The organism is Alkalicella caledoniensis, assembly GCF_014467015.1.
GTDB classification, from domain to species: domain Bacteria; phylum Bacillota; class Proteinivoracia; order Proteinivoracales; family Proteinivoracaceae; genus Alkalicella; species Alkalicella caledoniensis.
Genome location: NZ_CP058559.1, coordinates 1071008 through 1094661, shown reverse-complemented (window position 1 = coordinate 1094661; position 23654 = coordinate 1071008). Strand labels below are relative to the sequence as shown.

Below are 23654 nucleotides of genomic sequence, written 5' to 3'. Positions count from 1 at the left end.
TATATTTTATTAATTGTAATTGTTCAACCAAATAATTCAATCGGGTGTAAAAATAATTAAATTAGATGCAAGTATTGTAATGAGAATGATAATCATGTACAATTAGTTTTGTCGACAATACGAGTAGAAATTATCTTTGAGAGGAAGAAAATAAAAATGAAATCTATTTTAAAAAAATTACTTATTACTTCATTTGCTATGCTAGTTTTAGTTGGATGTACAAGTTCGTCAAATGAAAATGCAGATGTAGATGTCAAAACAATTACAATTACAGATGTTAGAGGAGAAGTTGAGATTCCAGAGAATCCTCAAAGGATAGTTGATCTTAGTGGTAACAGTGATATTCTATCAATTTTAGGTTACAAGGTTGTAGGTACTGCAAATAGTGATGCATATGACTATACTAAATTTCCTTCTTACTTAGAGGATACTTTAAAAGGTGCTACAATACTGGGATATAGTATGCAAGATACAATGGATATCGAAGCAGTAATGAATCTAAACCCAGACCTTATAATCATCTCTACAGTTCAAGAAAAAATGTATGATCAATTAAGTAGTCTTGCACCAACGGTAATGATCCAATTAGAAGCTTTAGATTGGAAAGAAGATATTAAGACTTTAGGCGAGGTTTTTAATAAGGGAGAAATAGCTGAAGCTTGGTTAGAAAGCTATGATCAAAAGTCTAAAGAACTAGGAGAAACAATCAAAGAAACTTACGGTGAAGATGTTAGCTATTTATCCTTCTTAGCAAGTGGAGGTCAATTCTTCGTATTTGATGGAGCTGGGTTTGGTAGTGTTTTATACAATGATATGGGTTTAAACAAACCTGAAGGAATGCCTGAACAAAGTGACATTAGCCTGCCAGTTGTAACTTATGAGGGTTTAGCATTAATACAAGCAGATTTTATTTTTGTTATTGCCACTGATGAAGATTTAAGAGTACTAAATGAAAATGCTATCTGGAACAATCTTACTGCGGTAAAAGAAGGTAGAGTTGTTGAACTAGGAGCATCTCCTTACTTTATTCAAGGTTATAGCTCAATAGGCCGTGAAGTACTTTTAGAAGAAATCCTGGATATGTTAAATGAAACAAAGTAAGATTCTTGTATTTACAGGATTTTGTATACTAATTCTCATGATTGGGTTATTCCTAGCTATCACTCTAGGAGTAACCCATATTGGGATTTCTGATGTATGGGATAGCATTTTCAACTATAGCGAAACCCTAGAACATATGCTAATTAGAGATGTCCGTATTCCTAGGGTTCTAAGTGTACTTTTTACTGGTGGAATTTTAGGAGTCTCGGGGGCTATGATCCAAGGTGTTACAAGAAATCCCATAGCGGAACCCTCTCTCCTTGGAGTAAACCAAGGGGCTACTCTAGTGATAGCTATTTTTTATGCCACAGGGATTTCCATAAACACTGGTAACACAATGGTAGCTTCACTGATAGGGGCAATATTTAGTGGTGTCATAGTGTTGAGCTTTTTATCTAAAAGAACTAAAAGTAACTCAATAACAAAGATTCTTTTAGCAGGTACTGCTATAAGTACATTCTTTATATCATTGACAACCATAATAGGTCTACTATCGAACCAATCCCAATTCATTGCATTTTGGGTGGCTGGTGGTTTTAGAAATGCCACTTGGACAGATTTTAAATTGGTTTCAACAGTTGGAATATTTGGTTTAGCCATAGCTATGCTACTATCAAAGAAAATAAATGTTTTAAGCCTGGGTGACGATGTGGCAATTAGCCTTGGAGAAAATCCAGGGAAAATAAGGTTTTTAACCTTTGCCGTTATGATACCCATGTGCGCCGCGGCAGTGGCAGTAGGTAAAAATATTGCTTTTGTGGGGCTTATAGTACCACAGATAGTAAGGAAGCTGTTTGGAGAAGATTATACTAAAAATATACCACTGTCTTTTCTATTAGGGGCAGTGCTACTAGTGTATTCCGATATAGCCGCCAGACTCTTCTATAATCCTTACGAGACACCCATCGGTATTTTTACTGCGTTAATAGGAGTGCCCTTCTTTATAGCTTTAGCAAGAAAGGAGAGGGGATAGATGAAATCGAGCAGATTAAAAGTTGTAGTTTTGGTGTTAAGTGTTCTCGTACTAGGTTCTATGATCATGTATTTAAGTTGGGGTAGTTATAAGGTAGCCCCCTTAGACATTATAAAGACTTTATTTGGGATGGGGACAAGATTTCAAGAGACAGCTATTTTACACATCAGGATGCCTAGAATGCTAGTAGGAATATCTGTTGGTATAGCCCTGTCAACAGCAGGGGCGCTGTTACAGACCATCACTAAAAATGAGTTGGCAGACTCGGGGATTATTGGAATCAATGCTGGAGCTGCTGTGGCAGCAGTAGTGTTTATTTCAGTAAGTACCGTTAATTACTATAGTACATTGGGCGCATTATCTGTTTATGTTTTGCCCTTTATGGCAATATTAGGTGCAGGTATCTCAGCTATTATTATTTATTTTTTATCCAGTAGAAACGGTATTAGACCAAAGAGATTATTGTTGATTGGATTAGGAATGAATGCAGGTTTAAATGCATTTATTACTTTTTTTACTTTTAGAGGTGGAGTAGGGGACTACAATCGAGTACTAATTTGGACTTCAGGAAGCCTTTGGGGAGCAGGCTGGAATTATGCCAAAATAATTATTCCCTTAGTGGCTGTACTTTTCATAGTAGTGTTAATAAATTACAAAAGACTGGATGTCCTAAATCTATCTGACGAACACGCAGTAGCCCTGGGTTTAAATATCGAAAATGAGAGAAGAAAATTCTTGTGTTTTGCAGTCATGCTAGCTGGTGGAGCTACTGCCTTTGCGGGAAACGTAGGTTTTGTTGGTTTGATTTCACCAAACATCGCAAGAAGATTGGTAGGACCATACCATAAAAATTCCTTAGTAATTTCTGCAATGATTAGTGTAGTCATTATCTTGCTTGCAGATGCTGTATCAAGAAATTTGTTTTCTCCAATAGAAATACCAGTAGGAATCGTAATCTCCATATTTGGAGTACCATATTTTATTTATCTAATGATGAAGGAGAAATAGATGGAAGCCATAAGTGTAAAAAAATTATCAGTAGCCTACGACGACAATTTAATTATTGATAATATGAGTCTTACAATACCAAAAGGAGAGATTAGCATAATTATTGGTGCAAATGGATGTGGAAAGTCTACCCTTCTTAAAAGTATTGCAAGGATTATTAAACCCAAAAGAGGAGATATCTATATCAATGGTAAAAGTATAAAAGGGCAGAAAGAAAAGAAAATAGCAACTCAAGTGGCCTTTTTACCCCAAGGGCCCATATGCCCTAGTGGGATGACCGTTAAGGAACTAGTAGCCTACGGAAGATTTCCCCATCAAAAAATGATTGGTGGACTTAAAAAGCACGACAAAGAAGTAATTGACTGGGCAATAAGTGAAACAGGACTTAAAGAATTTGCAGATAGAGAGATAGAAAGTCTATCTGGAGGGCAAAGGCAAAGGGCATGGATAGCTATGACCTTAGCACAAGAAACTGACATTATCATGTTAGATGAGCCAACAACATATTTAGACATGTCATATCAACTGGAAGTATTGCAGGTTTTAGAGAGATTAAATAAAGAGAAAAAAATAACTGTTGTGATGGTGCTACATGAATTAAACAATGCGTGTAGGTTTGCAAGCAATATTATAGGTCTGAAAAAAGGTGAGATTGTTTGTAAAGGTGTACCAATGGAGGCCATTAACAAGGGAAATTTAAAAGAAATCTATGGGATAGATGTAAAGTTACAGCTAAGTGATAATAAAAGATATCCTATCTGTGTAGATTACGATCTTTTACGGGCATAAAATGAGAAATAAAAACTTTAATATCGTAGTTATTGGTCAGATAATATCCTTGTTCGGAAATGCAATCCAAAGGTTTTGCATGTCACTATATATATTGGATTTAACAGGAAGTGCAGCTATATTTTCAAGCATATTAGCCATATCAACTATCCCTTATATATTATTTGCACCCATGGCAGGTTTGCTAGCAGATACAGTTAATAGAAAGAAAATAATGCTCTATCTTGATTTTATAAGTGCAGGGCTAATGGCTGTGTACTCAATAATTTTGATAGGTGGAATGGATAATACCATAATAGTAGGAAGTGTTATGTTTATGCTCTCTATTATTTATACACTATACAGCCCAGCGGTTACTGCATGCATTCCCCAGATTGTAGAAAAAGAAGATTTAGAAGCCGCTAACGGAATTATCCAACAGGTGGGAGCAGTTGTTAACCTAACTGGACCTATAGTTGCTGGAATACTGTACAGTTTGGTAGAAATAAAAACAATCGTAATTATAAATGCCGTTAGTTTTTTGTTGGTAGCTATCCTAGAAGTGTTTTTAGATATTCCAGATCTTAAAGTAAAAGAGAAAATAAATAACCCACTAACAAAATCAACTAGTGAGATGACAAAAAGCTTTTATTATCTCAAAGAGAAAAAGAAGGTAGTTTTGGGGATTATTATTTCCTATGGGTTGACTAATATTTTTGTAGTGCCCATTCTAAGCATTGTTTCACCTTATTTTATAAAGATACGACTAAATATGTCTTCAGCAGTATATGGTTTTTCAGAGGCAGTTTTTGTTTTGGGTATGATAATTGGTGGTTTACTTATAACAACCAAACCAAAATTATTTAATATGAAAGAAATCCATAAAACAATGTACCCCATGGTAGCTGCAATTACTTTAATGGCTACTGCTGCATATTTTGCTATGGAAAATAACTATATAGTACTTGGTCTATATTCCCTAGGAGGGTTTGGAATAATGCTTTCACTTGCCCTATCAAACGTAATATCATTGACCTATATGCAAAAAGAAGTCAAGGAAGATATGCTTGGAAAGGTAAGTGCTTTTTCTACGGCTATAGCTACCGCCAGTGTTGCACCAGGACAGCTCATATATGGCCAGTTAATAGAAACAAATATAAACATGCATTATATTTTACTATTAACTCTTCTTCTAAGTATTTGTGTGGTGACATTTATAAAATGGAATGCTGGGAGAATTGATTTGGATGAAAAAACAAGATCCGCTGTTTTAAACGAAACTATTGATGAAATAGAGATGGTATGATGATGATTACGCACACTCCTTTGAAAGGTGGTGTGTTTTTTTCTAGATGTTTTTAAGTAATCTTATTTTCAGTATAAAAGTTGGGCTAATATAACAAACATATCTAATTTCCCTCTCATAAAATATTAAAGAAACAAATAAGGGGTGAAATTTATGGATAAAATCCAACCACAAACAACCTTAGAACTTGAGACTTGTTCTTGCGGAAGTGATTCCGAAATACAAGGAAAAGCTTCCTACAGAAGTAGTACAAGGAGCAGAGTGCCAGCCACTTGCCCACCAGGATTTCAAGGGAGATATACCGTAAGGTCAGGGGATTCAATGTTTCTAATCGCCCAAAGATTTGGGGTATCATTACAATCACTGATCAACGCAAATCCTCACATACCAAATCCATCAAGAATATTTCCGGGAGATGTGTTATGTGTACCAGGTGTGACACCACCAGTTAACGGTAGAGTGCCAGCCACTTGCCCACCAGGATTTCAAGGTAGATATACCGTAAGGCCAGGGGATTCAATGTTTCTAATCGCCCAAAGATTTGGGGTATCATTACAATCACTAATCAATGCAAATCCTCATATATCAAATCCTTCGAGAATATTTCCAGGGGACGTGTTATGTGTACCAGGTGTGACACCACCAGTTAACGGTAGAGTTCCAGCCACTTGCCCACCAGGATTTACTGGAAGATATACTGTTAGACCAGGAGATTCAATGTTCACAATAGCTCAACGCTTTGGTATTTCTCAGCAGCAACTTATAGCAGCTAACCCACATATATCGGATCCAACAAGAATTTTCCCAGGAGATGTGTTATGTGTGCCAGGTGGACGTATACCAGCGTCTTGCCCTCCGGGATTCAACAGACGTTATGTTGTGGTACCAGGGGATACTATGTTTTTAGTTGCTAGAAGATTTGGGGTGTCACAACAAAGGTTAATCAATGCTAATCCACACATTACAAATCCAAATATATTAAACCCTGGGGATGTGTTATGTGTTCCTGGCACAATGACCCAAGCTTTAGAAGTTGAAGAAGCCAATGAAATGAATGCCATGGGTAGTTTTAATCAACAATCCAGCGGTAGAGTTCCTAAAACTTGCCCTTCAGGTGTAAGATACACTGTAAAACCTGGTGATTCAATGTTCTTCATCGCCCAAAGATTCGGAATAAGCCTTAAAGCACTAATAGGAGCAAATCCTCATATAGCAAACCCAGCAGAGATATTCCCAGGAGATGTATTATGTATTCCGATTAAATCTGCTGATGGTAGAGTTCCAGGTAAATGCCCTAAGGGATTTGGAGGAAGGTATACTGTAAGATCAGGTGATTCGATGTTCCTAATCGCAAAGAGATTCGGAGTAAGTCTAGAAACCTTAATAGCAGCAAATCCTCATATATCAAACCCAGCAGAGATATTCCCAGGAGATGTACTATGTGTTCCTAAATACTATGGCATGTATAAGCCATATTCAATGATCTTAAACTACCAAGAAGAATAGAAAGATATTAAAAAGACTAGAGAGGATTATAACCTCTCTAGTCTTCATTATATATCAACTATCTAAACTACTTATTCATATGCCTCCATTAAAATAGTTTTAAACTGCTCAATGCTAACACTTATGGGATTCCCAGCTGTACATATGTCATGGTAGGCAGTTTCAGCCATTTGGGGCAATAGCTTGTCAAAAGATTGTTTGTCAATTCCTGCTTCCTTTAAGGTGGTTGGTAGTTTCATGCTTTTATTTAATAGTTTTACACCTTCACTTATACTTAGGACTCCTTCCATTTGATTTGCTGCGGGCAAACCAAGTCTTGTTGCAAGGGCTCTAAATTTTTCTGCTGTTTCATTATCTATAAGATTATTATGATTTAACCCAGCGTTGAATCTAATGATATAGGGCAATAGCAAAGCATTGCTTTTACCGTGGGACAAATTGAAATTGCCTCCTATTGTATGGGCCAAACTATGAGTTATACCAAGGGATGAATTGGAAAATGCAATACCCGCCATGCAAGAGGCATTATGCATTTTAGCCCTTGCTTCTAAATCACCACCTATTTCATAAGCCTTTAAAAGATAATTAAAAACAATCTCTATGGATTTCTCTGCATAAATATCTGTATAATCTGATGCTTTCTTTGAAACATAGGCTTCAATGGCATGGGTTAGTACATCCATTCCTGTTTCAGCAGTTACAGATGGCGGCAGAGTTTTTGTTAATTCATAATCCAAGATTGCCACATCGGGTATCATTATATCTTCAGTTAAAGGAATCTTTTCATGGGTCTTTTTGTCAGTTATGACTGAATAAGAGGTTACCTCTGAACCAGTACCACTAGTGGTGGGAATTGCCACAAACCAAGGCTTTTTAATGTACTCTGACTCGATAAGCTTTTCCTTTGTCTTAATACAAAAAAACATTATCGCTTTTGCTGCATCAATGGGAGATCCTCCTCCAAGGGCAATTAATATATCCGGCTTTCCTGTAATAATACTATTTAATCCCTTTAAAACAGTTTCCCGAGAAGGGTCTGCCTCAACCTCTGAAAAGACACTATACTCAATACCAGCATCATCAAGGGGCTTTGTAATCTTATCCACAAAACCGAGTTTTATCATAAACTCATCTGTAACAATAAAAGCTTTCTTTCCCTTTAACTGTTTTAAATGGTCAATGGCATTGCTTCCATAATAGATTTGGGGTCTCAATAAAAATTTTTCCATGACTATAACCTCCTTTATCACTGTAAATCCTTATATAGTCTATATTATTACTTAGATTGCTAATTTTTTTAAGACAGATTATTGGCAAATTGTGATAATATATTATCATAAAGGAACATAAGCCTATCATCAGGTCTTTTTATAGGGGAAAAGGAGAGTCCACTTATGTGTTTTTTTGTGATAACCTACATCATAGGGAAAATATACTTAATATTAAAGTAAGTTATGCACGAGCGTTGTGATTTTATTAACATATTATTAACAATAAAGGAGTAGTACAGGAATAATGTTAATAATGGAGAATAAAACAAGGTTATCAATATTATGTGAAAGACATACCCCTAAAAATATACACAAAGAATTAGGGTTATGTTTAAAAAAATATTATAAAGAGGTGTATTATGAGACTGGAAGTTAAAGAGCTTTATAAAACCTTTGCAGAAACAGAAGTTCTACATGGAATATCTTTTTCTGTTGAAAGTGGCAAAGCTTTAGGATTTCTTGGGAGAAATGGTGCAGGTAAAACAACTACCATTAGAATCCTGATGAATTTATTTAAAGCTAATAGTGGGGGAATTTTCATCGATGGCAAGGAGTTCGTAGCTTCGGAGCATCAAATAGGATATTTGCCTGAGGAAAGGGGCCTTTATCCTAAAAAGAAGGTAATGGAGCAACTGGTCTACCTTGGTCAATTAAGGGGCCTAAGTAGTAAAGAAGCTAAGGATAGTGCTTTGTTTTGGTTAAAAAGACTAGGAGTAGAACACTACAGTAACAAGAAGCTTGATACTCTTTCAAAGGGTAATCAACAAAAAGTACAACTAGCTGAAACTTTTATCTGTAACCCAGATATTGTTATACTAGACGAGCCTTTTAGTGGTTTGGATCCTGTAAATGCACAGATTTTAAAGGATGTAATAAGGGAATTAATTAAAGAGAACAAATTAGTAATTTTCTCAAGCCATCAAATGGGCTATATAGAAGAATTTTGTGAAGACATAGCTTTAATCAACAACGGTGAAATTGTACTGAAAGGAAATCTAAAGGATATAAAAAGAGACTATGGAATGAATAGATTAATAATTAGTGTTGTTAATTTATCTAGTTCAGAACTTGAAGATGTTTTAACAAGAGAAATGGACAGAACTGTCAAGGTGGTAGATAAGAAACAAAACCACCTTATCATAGAGTTACAAGGGAACAAGACAAAGAACGACCTTCTTAAGGAACTGGTGGAACTAAATTTAGATATTGAGAAATTCTCCATATATGAACCAACATTGGAAGATATTTTCGTAAAAAAGGTAGGTGATAAATAATGAGGAATTTCTTAATAGTATTAAAATTTGAACTTATGAGTTTTATGAAGAACAAGACATTTTTAATTGCAACTGCAATAATATGTCTTCTGCTAATGGTGGGACTATCTTTACCAACAATTAGGGATACCTTTTTTAGCTCTGGGGGAGAAGTAAATGATGGTGAAAATATAGATGATGATTTTATTGAGTTTAATGGATCAGTAACCTATGGGTATATAAATCAAAACGGGGCTATACCGAACCCAGAAGATTTACAAAGAGGTTTTGGAGCTGGAAAACTTGTGGAATTTGATAGCAAGGAGGAGTTAGAAAGTAAGATTAGTTCTGGTGAGATTAAATCAGGATTTCTCATAGAGACTCCGAACAGGTACCAGCATATAGTTCAAAATAACGAGATGTATAACTCAGATAGCTATTTCTTTGATCAGGCTATGATAACTGCCTATAGAATTAATGGTTTTGAACAGCAAGGAATAGATTATAGTACAGTACAAAATTTAATAATGGTTCCTATGGAGTCAGATACAGTAATATTGGGAACAGATAGTGCGGGCAATTACCTGTATACCTACATTTTAGTTTTTGGATTATACTTTATGATAATTATATACGGACAGCTTGTGGCAGTATCAGTTGCCAGTGAGAAAAGCAACAGAGCCATGGAAGTTCTAATTACCAGTACCAATAGTAGCACTCTAATATTTGGTAAGGTTATAGGGGGAGCCATTGCAGGAATAATACAGTTTGGTGCGGTTATTTTAACTGCTATGCTTGCATATAACCTAAATGCTACTGCATGGAATAACAGTTTGGATTTTATCTTTAAGATACCAGTTAGTGTATTACTTGCGTTTTCATCTTTTGGAATACTAGGCTATCTCTTCTATGTGTTTATATTTGGAGCACTAGGAGCTTTGGTTTCTAGGACAGAAGATGTTAACACCAGTGCAACACCCATAACAATATTATTTGTAGCTGTATTTGCTATTTCTGTTATGGGCATGCAGATGACAGAAGGGCTTTTAATAAAAGTTGCTTCCTTTGTTCCTTTTAGTTCCTTTATGGCAATGTTTGTCAGGGTGTCAATGGGAACTGTTTCAACCATTGAGGTTATTATTTCCCTTAGTATTTTAGCAATCACAACGGCGTTGACTGGTTTACTGGCTTCTAAAATTTACCGTATGGGAACCCTTATGTATGGTAACCCTGTTAAAATAAATACAGCCATAAAGATGTTGTTCAGTAAATAAGTAGACTGATTATATCTTTTAGCTCTATACAAGAAACTGGTTCGTGAGTAAGAACACGAACCAGTTTCTTTGTTTTATTTTTTATCTAGCACTTTGCTAACATTGCGCATTCTTCCTTTGATAGGCTTTTTTTGTAATTCCCGATACACTATTTCTCCTTTGTTATTTAATATTTCAACAAAGGTAGATATATCAAGTATATTGATGATCCCGATATCTTCTGCTGATATACCTTCAATACTACAAAGGGTGCCTACCACATCCACTGGTCTCATTTTTGTTTTCTTCCCTGCATTTATATGTAGCTTCATAATACCTTTGTTAAGCTGGGCACCTTTAGTTTCTTTAAGAACAGGTGCTGAATTTATTTTGTCAACAAAATCTTTTTTTGAATCTAAAACAGCATGTTTATCTGGTCTTTCCTTTAATGGAATCTCTCTTTGAATGTATTTATGTATATCATTTAAGTACTTAATTTCATTTGGTGATACAAAGGTAATTGCTCGGCCTTCTCTATCTTTACGCCCCGTTCTTCCTATCCTATGTACATAGCTTTCAGAGTCTTGAGGAATATCATAATTAATTACCAGGGAGATACTATCTATATCTATTCCCCGAGCTGCAACATCTGTAGCTACAAGGTATCTAAAATATCCCTGTTTGAAATCATTCATTACCCTAATTCTATCCCGTTGCTCCATTCCACCATGTATTCTATCACAGGTGTAATTCAACTTTGAAAGCTCATTATATACGTCATCTACCATAAGTTTTGTGTTGCAAAATATGATACAACTATCTGGGTTTTCTAAAATAGTTATATCCCTTAGAAGACTTAGCTTATCTTCTTCGTCTACTATATATCCCTCTTGATATATTCTATCGACAGCTGAACTTTGCTCTTCAATTTCTGCATATATGGGATCATTCATGTAGTTGCTACATAAGGTTTCTAGCTCTTTGGGCAAAGTAGCTGACAGTAGCATGGTCACCCGCTCTTTAGGTAGATTACTTATTATTGTTTCAATCTGTTCTATAAAGCCCATGTTTAGCATTTCATCAGCTTCATCTATGACAAGGTACTCTATCATAGATGTATCTAGGGTTCCTCTTTCTAAATGATCTATGATACGACCAGGTGTACCCACAACCACGTGGGTTTTTTGCTTTAGCTCCCTTTCTTGCATATAAAATGGAAACTTTCCATAAACTGCAGACACCTTAAGCCTTTTAAACCTACCTATATTAAAAAAATCTTCCTTGATTTGAATAGCCAGTTCCCTTGTGGGAGCGAGGACTAAGGCCTGGGGCTTATTTTCATCCCAATTCACTACCTCGCTGATGGGAATAGCAAAAGCTGCAGTTTTCCCACTTCCTGTTTGTGACTTAACAATTATATCCTTTTTTTCTAAAACAGCAGGGATTACAAGTTCTTGAACCTTAGTAGGATTTTTAAAATTTAACATACTAATGGCTTTTAATAAGTCATTGCTCAGTGCATAATCACTAAAATTGGTTTTTGTCATTATTAATCTCTTCCTTTATGTTACTATTTAAATTATCTATAACCTACAACTAAGGCTGTAATATCTCATTCCACTTTGCTAACTCTGGCTTGTCTTGGCTAATATCCTTAACAGTAAGGGAACTAAACTTTCCAATTTTACCTCTAGTGTACTTTAATGTTTTAAGAACATCTGCATTCTTAGTTTGTGATACCCCTCTAAGTAGCTCATTTAGAGCTGGGTCATTCATTATGACAGTAATCTCATCATTGATATAATCCTTTAACTCTTTCAAAAGGGTTACTAATGCATTTTGATTTACCACTGCAGGTTTAACGTATTCTTGGAAAACTGTTTTTTTAGTTATTAGTTCTTCATCTTTAAATATAGCGTACCTAACCTCTATATCCTCACCTTCATATTCTGTTGATATTCCTACGAAATAAGCTTTAATCATCTGTGAACCTCCATATACTAAGTTTTAATTACTACCCTTATTGTAACCTTATGTTGCCCCTGTTACAACTTAAGTCATTATTTTAAATTTTAATAACATAATTTTACTCCATCTAATATATACCAAAGCCTATACCAGTGTGACTCTAGTGCAAAGTCTATGATAATTTAACATACTAAGAAGGATAATCGAATAGAACTTCGAATATATATATTATAATGAACTAATATCAGATTCAATAGATTAAAGTTATAAGGCTATATAAGACAGATACTTAAAAAAACAAGTGGGAGGTTTTTGTATGTCAGATTACTCTGAAGGAAACCACATCTATCGAGAAGTTCCCGATTACTTAGCTCAGTCTATACTAGTGACTATTTTTTGTTGCCTGCCGTTAGGAATTCCAGCTATAGTATACGCCGCTTTAGCCAAGGGTAGAAAAGAATCAGGTGACTACGAAGGAGCTAGAGCTCACTCAGAAACTGCTAAAGGCTGGTGTATTGCTGCTTTTATACTAGGTATTATTGCTCTTCTTATATCGTTAATGGGATAGAGAGTACCTATTTAAATTAAACTATCTGGAGGATAATTTAATGTTCAAAAATGAATTTACTTACAACCCTAAACTTCAAAGGCTACTGGCATTGGGGTTTTTACTAGGTATAGCTCTTATTATATATATTTATCACCCAGCCACACCCTATACAATGATTACAAGTCCATTTAGGCAAGTAACAGGATTTTATTGCCCAGGTTGTGGCACCATTAGAGCCATGACACAATTACTGAAAGGCAATATTCTAAAGGCAGCATCCCACAATATATTGGCAGTAATATTCTCACCGCTACTTTTGTGGATAGTGGCATCAAATATATCCCTTGTGATAATAGGTAAACCCCTGCCACGCCCAGAGTTACCCTCAAAAGGAATTTGGATACTACTTACCGTAGTAATTGTATATGGAGTAGCAAGGAATTTACCAATTTCACAGCTACAGTTTTTGCGGCCGTAAATAATTTAAACTTAAGACTTTAGCTTCTATTTTGTTATAACAATAGATTTTGACCACTAAAAAAGCGCCTAGGCTGATATGCTCCCCTTGTGGTAGACAGTTAAAATAATAAAAACTGTTTACAACAAGGAGGAGTATTTTTTATGGGTCGGAAAAGTAAATTCTCACCAGAAGAAAAGTTAGAGTATGTTCTTATGTGTATAGAAGGAAAAAATTCAGTTAGCCATGCAGCTAAGTTAATCGGTGTCAGTAAAGATACCATGAGGAGATGGGTCAGTAATTATATGTCGTTGGGTGTTGATGGGTTGACTACTAGTGCAAAGAATACTAGCCATTCTTCAAATGCAAAGGAATTAGCGATAAAGGAATACCTTTCTGGTAAGGGTTCTTTGCATGATATATGTTTTCAATATGGAATACGCTCTACAGGGATACTTCATACATGGGTTATGAAGTATAATAGTCATGAGAAATTAAAATCTTCTGGTACTGGAGGAGTATCTATCATGACTAAAGGAAGAAAGACCCATTTTGATGAAAGAGTAGAAATAGTAAAGTACTGTATTGAGAATAAATGCAACTATGTTGAAACAGCACAGAAGTTTAATGTATCTTACCAGCAGGTTAATTCATGGACTAATAAATACCTAAAAAAAGGTATAGAAGCCCTTCAAGACAAGCGAGGCAAAAGAAAGTCAGAAGATGACATGTCTGAAATGGACAAACTTAAAGCCCAAAACAAACTACTTGAAGCTGAAATTCGCCAGAAGCAAATGGAGATAGATTTTTTAAAAAAGTTGAAAGAAATAGAAAGGGGGCGGTTTTAAGCCAAGTAAGATATGAGACGATCTATCTTACGATACAGGAACTTAAAAAGACTAAAGGTTATTCAATCACAAAACTCTGTGTTTTTGCGAAGGTTCAACGTTCCTCATATTACAAATGGTTAAACAGAGAAGCAAGTACTAATGAACAATTTAACAAAACTTTAATACCATTAATCAGAGATGCATATGAAGAGAGAGGCGGTATACTTGGGTATCGTCAGATGACAATCAAGTTAAACAGAGAGCAAGAATTCCATGTAAACCATAAGAGAATCTACAGACTGATGAAAATACTAGGTTTAAAATCTGTATGCCGTAGAAAGAGAAAGAACTACATCAAATCCACACCAGAAATAACTGCAAAAAACGTACTAAGCAGGAACTTTAATGCAAATGGATTTGGGGAGAAATGGCTTACTGATGTAACAGAGATGAAATATGGAATCAGTGGAAAAGCCTATCTAAGTGCCATACTTGACCTCGGAGATAAGAGCATAGTGTCCTTTGTCTTGGGTCATTCAAATAACAATGCACTGGTATTTAGAACGTTTGACATTGCCCATGAGCAGCACCCTGATGCAAAGCCAATTTTCCACAGTGATAGGGGATTTCAATACACCTCAAAAATGTTCAAAAACAAGTTGGATAATGCGGGTATGACACAGAGTATGTCTAGAATCTCCCGTTGTATAGATAACGGCCCTATGGAGGCATTTTTTGGTACCCTTAAGTCAGAAATGTACTATCTCAACAAATTCAGCTCATATCAGGAATTGGAATCTGCTGTCATTGAATACATAGAGTATTACAATAATCATCGTTATCAGAAGAGGCTTGAATGTATGACTCCAATGGAGTATAGGCAACACCTTTTAAGTAAGGTAGCATAAGCTTTTATGCCGCGAAAGCCTGTTTATATGGGGTGTACCCTCTGGTAAAATGTGTGTGGCGGAAGCCAAATATTTGTCAAGTATCAACTTCCGCCCAAGAATGGGAGTCCAGAGGGTACAGGGGCCCCCATGTCAACAGGACCGTGGAATAAATGCGGGTAAAATAAATAAAACCTTCAAAAAAATAACGCCAATCAAATTAATGATTGACGGCATAGTATTTTTTGTTTTTTCTACTGTCTACTTGACAGGGGCATGTTCAGGCTAGGCGCTTTTTTTAGTTATCATTTCTTTTTGAATTAAAGCCAAAGTTGTAGATGAACATTTGAAACAATATATGTACAACTGGAGTTAAAACAAAATAAATGAAGTAAGTCATTTCTGTTATAAGGGTACCATCTTCAAGTAAAGCAGCTACTGATCCTAAGATTAGAAGAGGAAGCATTATACTTATACCTAAACTTAAAGATAGTCTAAGAATTCTTTGATCTAACTCATTACCTCTCTCCAAGGACATACCCCAAAATACAAGACTAATTATAGATAATACAAGCCATAAAAGCCCCATGAGCATATGAACCCACCCCCTGACCATTTATTTTTTCTCTATAATATTATTCTGAGAAATTTTTTATATTCTTTAAATATGTAGAGATTGGAAATTCCTTTCAAACATTGTAATATCTATGTCTGCCATATCCTTTAAATATATATTTTTTGATATTTACAATTATTAACCATCATTAACCATCAATTGAAAATGGATTATTTTTGATGGCTTTCACAAAAAGACTAGGGGGACTTAGGTCAACAACAAACAAGGACCTTAGACTAATTATCTTAAGCTATCGTCCCTAGTAAAGTATGACTAAAGTTAACAGGTAATCCTGTTAACTGTAAAGAATTATGTAGTAACTAGTATAGACTTTTATACAGCATTCTGAGGAGGAACAATATGAGTGTAAAAATTGTAACAGATAGTACTTCCTATCTACCAGCACATCTAAGGGATAAATACGATATAAAGGTGATCTCCCTAGGTGTGAGTTTTGGTGAAGAGGTATTTAAAGAAGAGGAAATGGAAAATAGTGAATTCTATGTAAAAATGGATGGTGGAGAAGAGGTTCCCACCTCTTCTCCACCATCCATAAACGAGTTCTTAGAACTATTTGAAGATATAATAAAGGATGGACACAGTGTATTAGGTGTGTTCTTATCCTCGGATTTAAGTGAAACTTATTCAAGGGCTTCAATTGCGAAACAAATACTTTTAGAGAAATATCCAAAGGCAGTCATAGAAGTTATGGACTCTAGAACCACTTGCATGCAATCAAGCTTCATGTCCTTAGCCGCAGCTCTCGCTTTAGACGAACATCTTTCCATGGAAGAACTTGTAAAAATTGCTCAAACAAAACTATACAAAAGTCGTTTTTTGTTTTCCCCAGAAGTACTAGATTACTTAAAAAAGGGAGGGCGTATAGGAAAAGCTGCAGCACTATTAGGATCCATCTTTCAAATTAGGCCAATCCTAACAGTAGTAGATGGTAAAATAGATGTATTAGGTAAAGTTAGAACAAAAGAAAAAGCAGTTAAAAAGATGTTGGAAACATTCCTTGAAGATGTGGAAGGGCGAGAAATAGGAAATGTGGTAATTCACCACATAAATAATGAGGAAGAGGCCATAGAGTTAGCCAAAATAATAGAAGAAAAAATAGAGAAACAAGTGGATGTACACTCCATAGGACCTGTAATAGGACTACACGTAGGACCTGGAACCTTGGGGATAGTTTATTCCATAGAGTAGATATAAGATATAACACTAAAATAGCGCCAAAGGCGCTATCTCAGACTGATGACAAAGTCATTTTTTATGAATGTCGCATATTAAAGCGTCGCTAAAGCTCCTCTATATGGAACCCTAGGTTCCCTTCGAATATCACCCTCCCTATAGTAACTTCCTGAAAACGGCAGGGGTGAACCCCTACAACCCCAAAAACCATAGAGAAAATCACTCTATGGTTTTTTGTACAAAATCCTGCGTCGAGACTTAAGGCTTCTATCTAAACTCCAGAAGGGTACCGCTCCAATTCACCGTCCATGGTTGTAGTGGTCTTGTACCACCCTGACTTCCAAAAAGGTCTAGATGGTTTTGATTGCCAGGGCCCCACAAGAGACTGTGTCATATATGAAGAAAAAAGTAATAAAAAAAAGGGGCTATCCCCACGTCACAGCTATTGTTATGAAATTATCGGGAGTCGACCTTCCTATGTATTAGTTATTGCTTGAATTAGCCCTCTACAACCTAAAATGTTTACTGCTCTTTTTAGGTTGTAGGCTAAAAAAGACAATGAAAACTCACCCACAACATTGTTCATGCCTCGCATTAAACAATATTCTGAGTCCATGGCTCTTTTTATTGTGCCATATGGATGCTCTACAATTTCTTTTCTTTGCCTAGTTATTGCAGGATCATTTTTTACTCTTACTTGTTTAATTCTCAAGTTGTTATCGTTGTATTCTTTAGTGAATTCTTGCTTCTTCATCTTTTTGCCAAAGTCTTTGTACTCACTGGCTGTACACTTGTTCTGGCACTTTCTACATTCCTTTCGGTTACAGAATCTCGCCTCTTTTTTATTCTTTGAGTATGAACTAGGGTAAAAAATTTTCCCCATGGGACACAGTGCTATATTGCGCTTCTTTAGATACACAAATCTACCATTAACATGTGGTTCTATGATTTGATCCACATCTTTTGCTTCGCCTAATATCTCTAGACATATTGTGATTTCGTCTTCTTCCATACACACATGAGGTTCTATTCCATTCATTAAACATTCTGCTATATCAGTTGCAGAATTATAACCTTTATCTGCCGTTGTTTTTATTGTATCAACTTCTAATATCTCTTTAGCTTTTTGGCTGGTAACAGATAAATGGCCAAAGTCATTTATGGAGTTCGTTACATCAAACTCTGCAATCATTTTATTTTTGCTGTCCACAGCTGTTTGGACATTATAACCTATTTTTGTTTCTCCATTCTTAGTTAGCCGCCTAGTATCGGGGTCCACTAGAGATACCTGAGTTTCTTCAGTTTCTTCTAGATGTTTCTTCATTTGCTCATATTTTTCTTTTCTACTTTTCAATTCTTTAATAATTTCACTTATCTCTTCAGCTGATTTTGGGTTGTCGGTTGTGTCTTCTTTTTTGTCGTTATTATCTAATTCTTTTAGGTATTGATCAATTTTAATATCTAAGCGTTTAATTCTATCTTTTAATTTAGAATCATTGAAGTTATTATCTTTAGAGTTTACACCACTAAATCTACTACCATCAACTGAGATAAGTTCTTTGCCGTATAGCCCCAATCGAGAACATAACTTTACAAAATCTCGAAACACCTTCTTTAGTGCTTTAGGGTTATCTTTTCTAAATCTAGAGATAGTTTTGTGATCTGGCGATAATTTCTTTGTAAGCCACATCATCTCTAAGTTTCTTTTGGTTTCTGTTTCTAGTCTTCTAGTGGACCTTATTTTATTTAAGTAGCCATAAAGATATATTTTAAGCATGAGTTGAGGTGAATACATTGGTCGGCCCATATCATTTGGTGTAGTTTTTTTAAATCCTAAGCTTTTCATATCTAGGCTATCCACATAAACATCAATAACTATCACTGAATTGTTATCATCGATATAATCATCTATTGCTTCAGGAAACATTGTGATTTGACTTCTATCTGCACCTTGGACAAAATTCATTTTATCCCCACCTTTTCATGAATTAAAAGCGCTGTAAAGCCCTGGTATAAAAGACTTTTCATATGTATATTATACCATATTTTATTAGTTCATGAGGGGGTATTTATAAATTAAACCCAAGTATTCAAAATGCTTTTGACACAGTCTCACAAGGGGCCCCCCTACCAGTCTCCTCGAGTTAATTGTACTGCTTTTTAATATGCACATCTAGGGTCAATGACTTTGTCTTAGGTTTGTCTACAAGCTGAAATAGCGCCAAAGGCGCTATTTTACTTTTGTGAATAAATTTCACTTATTACAACTATTGCATCTTCATACAATATTTTAGATAATAATAAAGTAAGGATAACGAGAAGAGAGTGTGAGAGAAAATGAAAGCCAGTGACAGAAAAAATTATACAGGAGAAAGTCTATATGGAATGGTATCAACTGCCTCAAGGATAGCTACCCAAGCAGGGGTTAAAACCCTTGAAAAGGGCGGAAATGCTGTGGATGCAGCTGTTGCTTCTGCATTTTGCTTAGGGGTTACTGAACCACAGGCCTCGGGTCTTGGTGGAAAGAGTATGGCCTTAGTTTACTTAGCCAAGGAAGATAGAATCTTTGCCCTAGATGGATCCTCTCGGGCTCCCTTTGGTATCCACCCAGATAAAACTCCTAAAACACCTGTGAAAACAGGGATAAAATCAACAACAGTACCATCAACACCTGCTACATTAGGCTACATGCAACAAAAATACGGCAAACTACCACTAGCTACAGTAATGGAACCAGCAATAATTGCTGCTGAGGAAGGCTTTAAAGTATCACCACTATTAAATCGTATGATCCAAAAAGAAGAGGAACTCCTGCGACAAGACTCCCTTATATATAAAAACTACTTTCAGTTTAATAAACCTAAACAGGTAGGAGACACTATCGTTCAGCCTGAACTTGCCAGATGTTTAAGGCAAATGGCCCAGGCCGGTTGGCAAGATTTTTACATGGGCTATATAGGCAGCAAGATTTTAGAGGACATGAATATCAGAGATGGACTAATATCCTCTACAGATCTAAGTCAAATTCCACAACCTGTGGAGCGTGAGGTGTTAACAAGTACCTATAGAGACTTCGAAGTACACACCTTTCCTCCACCAGGTGCTGGAAGGGTTTTAGTCTTGCTTTTAAACATACTTGAAAATTTCCCCTCTGAAGTTTTAGACCCTGAAGACCCTGTGGGTGCTACTATTTTTGCTCTAGCCTTTCGTTTGGCTCTAGCAGACAGAGAGAGGATGCCCATTCACCCAGATTACTATCTACAAACACCTAATCGCTGGATGTCTAATAAAGAATATGCTAAAGAAGTAGCAGCACGTATTAACGAAATAGCAAAATTCTCACTACAAGAAAAGTATCCTGCACCCTTTACCTCTGGAGAAACAACTCACCTATCAGTATCTGACAGCGAAGGAAACTCAGTGGGAATTACCCAATCCATAGAACTAGTTTTCGGTAGTAAAACAATGGCTAGAGATTTGGGCTTTTTCTATAATAACTACATGAGCGCGTTTGACTACACCAACATTGCCCACCCATATTATTTGCTACCAGGGGGAAGACCTTGGAGCAGTGTTGCACCAACCCTACTATTCCAAGAAGGTAAACCAAGATTTTTACTGGGTAGCCCAGGGAGTGAACGTATATCCACAAGCTTAGCCCAAGTTATATCAAGGATAGTGGATAAAAAAATGGACCTAGGGAGTGCTATAGCTGCGCCAAGATTTCACGCCAGTGCAAAAGGATTGCTACGCATAGAAAAAGAACGTTTTGACCCAACAATAATCAACCTACTAGAGCAGACAGGTTTTAAAATAAAAAAACAAGGAGCATATAGCTTTTATTTGGGGTGTGTACAAGGGGTTGAAATTCCCCATCTAAAAGGGAAACAATTTTATGGGGTGGCTGATCCCCGGCGTGATGGTTCCGCAAATGGACCTAAGGCACTAATGCACAAAGGGGATAAGTAGATGAACAAACTTCCTATACTAATCTCAGTTCCCCATGGAGGTCTTATAGTTCCGAAAGAACTCAAGGAAAAATGTCTCCTGACACCTCAAGACATATTGCGAGATGGGGACACTTGGACAAAAGAGCTATATGACTTCAAAAATCTAGCTCAAGAATATGTAGACACAGATATAGCACGGGCCGTTTTAGACATGAATAGAAGCCAAGATGATTTACCACCCATCAATCCAGACGGGATTGTAAAAACAGTAACTGTTGATGGGGCACAAATCTGGAATGAAAAAAGTGGATTAACAAAAGAAGAAATTCACTGGTTAATCAGCAATTACCATATTCCATATCATAAAAAGCTTCAAATTGCAGCTAAAAATAACAATGTAGTCCTAGCAGTTGACTGCCATTCCATGCTAGATACAGGACCATCTAAGAATCAGTCTTGGCAGAAAAGGCCGCTCTTTTGTTTAAGTAATAGAGGGTCTGAACAAGGATTACCCGTTGATGAGCCAATAACAGCACCTGCGGAACTCATGATAAAACTAAAGGGGAATATAGAAAGAGAATTTGAGGGCTTTAATAAATATAGTGACTTGCCCTTAGTAACAGTTAATAATCCATTTAAAGGGGGTTATATAACAAGCTACCATGGTAGGCAAGGGAAGATTCCCTGGATTCAATTAGAAATCAATAGGAGGCTGTATTTGCCTAAGATTGAAGAAATTGATTTAATTCCCGACGAAATTACTATCTCGCGGATAAAGGATATAAAGGATATGCTGTACAGGGTTTTTAAGGATTTACTTACATGATTTTTTAATAAGCTGTTGTAATATTTTACTATCTTTTAGGTCTTTAATATAAGTGTGGATATGTGTTAAAATATATAGTCAGTGTATGTTAACTACAATAGTCATATAATCCATTGAAAAGAGGTAAAATATGAAGCACTTTATCCGTATAACTTTATACCTAGTTGGTTTCTTTTTCCTTGCACTAGGGGTCAATCTAGCCATTAAATCAAATCTTGGGGTATCCCCTGTTTCATCTGTACCACTATCCATTAGCAATATTTCAGGAATTAGTCTAGGGACTGTAACAACGGCAATGTTTATTTTTTATGTGTTTATGCAAATGTTGGTTCTAAGAAAGGACTTCAAAGCTTTCAGTTTATTACAGATGGGTTTTGGGTTTGTCTTCGGATTTTTCGTTGACTTTACATCTGTACTGCTAAACTGGCTTAGTGTGAGCAACTACTTTGGGCAACTATTTTTGCTAGTTTCCAGCACATTCTTCATAGCTGTAGCCTTAATGTTAATCATAACTATGGAAATTGTTCCTGGGGCACCAGAAGGGTTTGTTCTGGCAGTATCCCAAGTTACTAAAATTCCTTTTGCGAAATTAAAAGTATGGTTTGATTGCTCTTCAGTTATTCTTGCAGTCATGTTGTCCCTAGCATTTTTAGGTAATATTTCATCCATACGTGAAGGTACAATTATTTCTGCCCTAATTATAGGAAGGATTCTAGGAATACTTTCAAAGATGTGCAAGCCTCATCTACAAAGAATTGCATTTTACAATCAGTTAGAAATACCCATCAGTGAACCGGTCAATCAGTAAAGAACTAACGCAAATGTGTTAAAGGGCATCCTTTTAGAGGATGTCTTTTTTCATTGCACAGGAAAGTATAGATTGCCTAGCCATGTGGATATTTTTGATAGCGACAAAGTCATTTTTGAATGTCGCAGATTAACTACGCAGTGCAAACTCTACGTCGAGATTTAAGGGTTCTGTTTAAGCTTCGGAAGGGTAACGCTCCAATTTGCCGTCCATGGCAAGTGGAGCTCTCGGACGTCCTGTCCTCGTCCCTTCCTACGCTTAACCATCACCACTTAAATCTAACTCCTCGAGTTAATGGTACTGCTTTAGTTAATCTGCACTGGGGTCAATGACTTTGTCAGAAAGCTACAATGAAGGTCTTTCAAAACTAACAGATCCGTGTAATTCGTGTAATCTCTTCTCAAAATCCGTGTTAGGCTCTTTTGAACTTGCGCGCCGAATGGCGCTTTTGTTCTAAAAGCTTAATTATATTTATAAATAATAAAGGAATTTAGATTTGTATGGGGAAATAAAAAGAGTCTAAAAAAATACTTAAGGGGGATTTGGTAAATGAAATATATTACTCAAATTAAAGAATTTGCTCCCAGGAATAATCAGGAAATCGAAGATAAAGAAGTAATCCTTAAATACATCGAACAGTTTCCCAATAATGTATTATTAACGGATAACCAAATTGCCCATATCACAAGTTCAGGATTTATTATGAACAAAGATCTAACAAAAGTACTTATGATCCATCATAATATACTTAATAAGTGGGCATGGACTGGGGGGCATGCAGATGGTGATGAAAACCTATTAGAGGTTGCTATAAAAGAAGCAAAAGAAGAAACAGGTATAAATAATGTAATGGCCCTTACTGAAAAAATAATGTCCCTTGATATTTTGTATGTACCTGGACACATCAAGAATAATAAGTACGTAAATACACATCTCCACCTATCCATAGCATACGTCTTAATTGCCTGCGAGGATGAAAATATCAGTGTAAACGAAGCTGAAAACAGTGGAGTTAAATGGATTGAAATTGAAAAGTTTAACGAAGAGAATTTTAATAAATATGATTCCTATATGTACGATAAGTTGATAGAAAGATCAAAAACTAAGGTAAAAAGATAAAGTGGTAATA

The 23654-nt window shown here is 35.9% G+C and carries 22 protein-coding genes; 17 read left to right on the top strand and 5 right to left on the bottom strand.

What is annotated here, in order from left to right; translation table 11 throughout:
- Window positions 1-156: 156 nt before the first annotated feature.
- The 6 genes from HYG86_RS05400 to HYG86_RS18170 all read left to right on the top strand — a co-directional run bounded on the left by HYG86_RS05400 (window position 157) and on the right by HYG86_RS18170 (window position 6662).
- Entirely contained in the window at window positions 157-1101 is a 945-nt protein-coding gene (locus HYG86_RS05400) for an ABC transporter substrate-binding protein (RefSeq protein WP_213167903.1), read from the top strand.
- Window positions 1088-2074, top strand: coding sequence for a FecCD family ABC transporter permease (locus tag HYG86_RS05395; RefSeq protein WP_213167902.1), 987 nt, complete (start codon window positions 1088-1090; stop codon window positions 2072-2074). The genes HYG86_RS05400 and HYG86_RS05395 overlap by 14 nt, the downstream gene beginning before the upstream one ends.
- Entirely contained in the window at window positions 2075-3082 is a 1008-nt protein-coding gene (locus HYG86_RS05390) for a FecCD family ABC transporter permease (protein WP_213167901.1), read from the top strand.
- Window positions 3083-3871 (top strand): ABC transporter ATP-binding protein, encoded by a 789-nt coding sequence (locus HYG86_RS05385; protein WP_213167900.1) that lies wholly within the window; start codon window positions 3083-3085, stop codon window positions 3869-3871.
- Between the two features lies 1 nt (window position 3872).
- On the top strand, window positions 3873-5156 hold the full coding sequence (locus tag HYG86_RS05380; RefSeq protein WP_213167899.1) for an MFS transporter: 1284 nt from the start codon (window positions 3873-3875) through the stop codon (window positions 5154-5156).
- 153 nt (window positions 5157-5309) lie between these two features.
- Entirely contained in the window at window positions 5310-6662 is a 1353-nt protein-coding gene (locus HYG86_RS18170; protein WP_246451897.1) for a LysM peptidoglycan-binding domain-containing protein, read from the top strand.
- A 71-nt stretch (window positions 6663-6733) separates the two neighbouring features.
- Here HYG86_RS18170 and HYG86_RS05365 read toward each other — a convergent pair whose 3' ends face one another.
- Window positions 6734-7891 carry a 1-propanol dehydrogenase PduQ gene (locus HYG86_RS05365; protein WP_213167898.1) on the bottom strand — a complete coding sequence of 386 codons (1158 nt, stop codon included), beginning with the start codon at window positions 7889-7891 and terminating at the stop codon, window positions 6734-6736.
- A gap of 401 nt (window positions 7892-8292) precedes the next feature.
- On the opposite strand from HYG86_RS05365, the gene HYG86_RS05360 reads away from it, so the two are divergent.
- The gene (locus tag HYG86_RS05360; protein ID WP_213167897.1) at window positions 8293-9207 is read left to right on the top strand and encodes an ABC transporter ATP-binding protein; all 915 of its coding nucleotides are present in this window, start codon (window positions 8293-8295) and stop codon (window positions 9205-9207) included.
- The gene (locus tag HYG86_RS05355; RefSeq protein WP_213167896.1) at window positions 9207-10460 is read left to right on the top strand and encodes an ABC transporter permease; all 1254 of its coding nucleotides are present in this window, start codon (window positions 9207-9209) and stop codon (window positions 10458-10460) included. Before HYG86_RS05360 ends, HYG86_RS05355 begins: the two co-directional genes overlap by 1 nt.
- Before the next feature lie 74 nt (window positions 10461-10534).
- Here HYG86_RS05355 and HYG86_RS05350 read toward each other — a convergent pair whose 3' ends face one another.
- Together HYG86_RS05350 and HYG86_RS05345 are read right to left on the bottom strand one after the other, a co-directional pair.
- The gene (locus tag HYG86_RS05350; protein ID WP_213167895.1) at window positions 10535-11986 is read right to left on the bottom strand and encodes a DEAD/DEAH box helicase; all 1452 of its coding nucleotides are present in this window, start codon (window positions 11984-11986) and stop codon (window positions 10535-10537) included.
- Window positions 11987-12035: 49 nt separating this feature from the next.
- Window positions 12036-12422: a hypothetical protein gene (locus HYG86_RS05345; RefSeq protein WP_213167894.1), complete on the bottom strand. Its 387-nt coding sequence runs from the start codon at window positions 12420-12422 to the stop codon at window positions 12036-12038.
- 301 nt (window positions 12423-12723) lie between these two features.
- Here HYG86_RS05345 and HYG86_RS05340 point away from each other — a divergent pair, with 301 nt between their 5' ends.
- The 4 genes from HYG86_RS05340 (at window position 12724) to HYG86_RS05325 (ending at window position 15152) form a co-directional block, all read left to right on the top strand.
- Window positions 12724-12975: a CD225/dispanin family protein gene (locus HYG86_RS05340; RefSeq protein WP_213167893.1), complete on the top strand. Its 252-nt coding sequence runs from the start codon at window positions 12724-12726 to the stop codon at window positions 12973-12975.
- A 40-nt stretch (window positions 12976-13015) separates the two neighbouring features.
- On the top strand, window positions 13016-13435 hold the full coding sequence (locus HYG86_RS05335) for a DUF2752 domain-containing protein (protein WP_213167892.1): 420 nt from the start codon (window positions 13016-13018) through the stop codon (window positions 13433-13435).
- A gap of 143 nt (window positions 13436-13578) precedes the next feature.
- Window positions 13579-14262: a helix-turn-helix domain-containing protein gene (locus HYG86_RS05330; RefSeq protein ID WP_213165510.1), complete on the top strand. Its 684-nt coding sequence runs from the start codon at window positions 13579-13581 to the stop codon at window positions 14260-14262.
- A gap of 20 nt (window positions 14263-14282) precedes the next feature.
- Window positions 14283-15152, top strand: a complete 870-nt coding sequence (locus HYG86_RS05325; RefSeq protein ID WP_246451953.1) for an IS3 family transposase — start codon at window positions 14283-14285, stop codon at window positions 15150-15152.
- 277 nt (window positions 15153-15429) lie between these two features.
- Here HYG86_RS05325 and HYG86_RS05320 read toward each other — a convergent pair whose 3' ends face one another.
- Window positions 15430-15726 (bottom strand): hypothetical protein, encoded by a 297-nt coding sequence (locus tag HYG86_RS05320; protein ID WP_213167891.1) that lies wholly within the window; start codon window positions 15724-15726, stop codon window positions 15430-15432.
- Between the two features lie 381 nt (window positions 15727-16107).
- Here HYG86_RS05320 and HYG86_RS05315 point away from each other — a divergent pair, with 381 nt between their 5' ends.
- Entirely contained in the window at window positions 16108-16956 is an 849-nt protein-coding gene (locus HYG86_RS05315; protein ID WP_213167890.1) for a DegV family protein, read from the top strand.
- 460 nt (window positions 16957-17416) lie between these two features.
- Here the strand turns inward: HYG86_RS05315 and HYG86_RS05310 are convergent, their stop codons facing one another.
- Window positions 17417-18907, bottom strand: a complete 1491-nt coding sequence (locus tag HYG86_RS05310) for an IS1182 family transposase (protein ID WP_213167408.1) — start codon at window positions 18905-18907, stop codon at window positions 17417-17419.
- Window positions 18908-19278: 371 nt separating this feature from the next.
- On the opposite strand from HYG86_RS05310, the gene ggt reads away from it, so the two are divergent.
- From ggt to HYG86_RS05290, 4 genes are all read left to right on the top strand, one after another.
- Window positions 19279-20910 carry a gamma-glutamyltransferase gene (gene ggt, locus HYG86_RS05305; protein WP_213167889.1) on the top strand — a complete coding sequence of 544 codons (1632 nt, stop codon included), beginning with the start codon at window positions 19279-19281 and terminating at the stop codon, window positions 20908-20910.
- Window positions 20911-21717, top strand: coding sequence for an N-formylglutamate amidohydrolase (locus HYG86_RS05300; protein ID WP_213167888.1), 807 nt, complete (start codon window positions 20911-20913; stop codon window positions 21715-21717).
- Window positions 21718-21847: 130 nt separating this feature from the next.
- Window positions 21848-22525, top strand: coding sequence for a YczE/YyaS/YitT family protein (locus HYG86_RS05295; RefSeq protein WP_213167887.1), 678 nt, complete (start codon window positions 21848-21850; stop codon window positions 22523-22525).
- A 549-nt stretch (window positions 22526-23074) separates the two neighbouring features.
- Window positions 23075-23644 carry an NUDIX hydrolase gene (locus HYG86_RS05290; RefSeq protein WP_213167886.1) on the top strand — a complete coding sequence of 190 codons (570 nt, stop codon included), beginning with the start codon at window positions 23075-23077 and terminating at the stop codon, window positions 23642-23644.
- The last annotated feature ends 10 nt before the right edge of the window (window positions 23645-23654 follow it).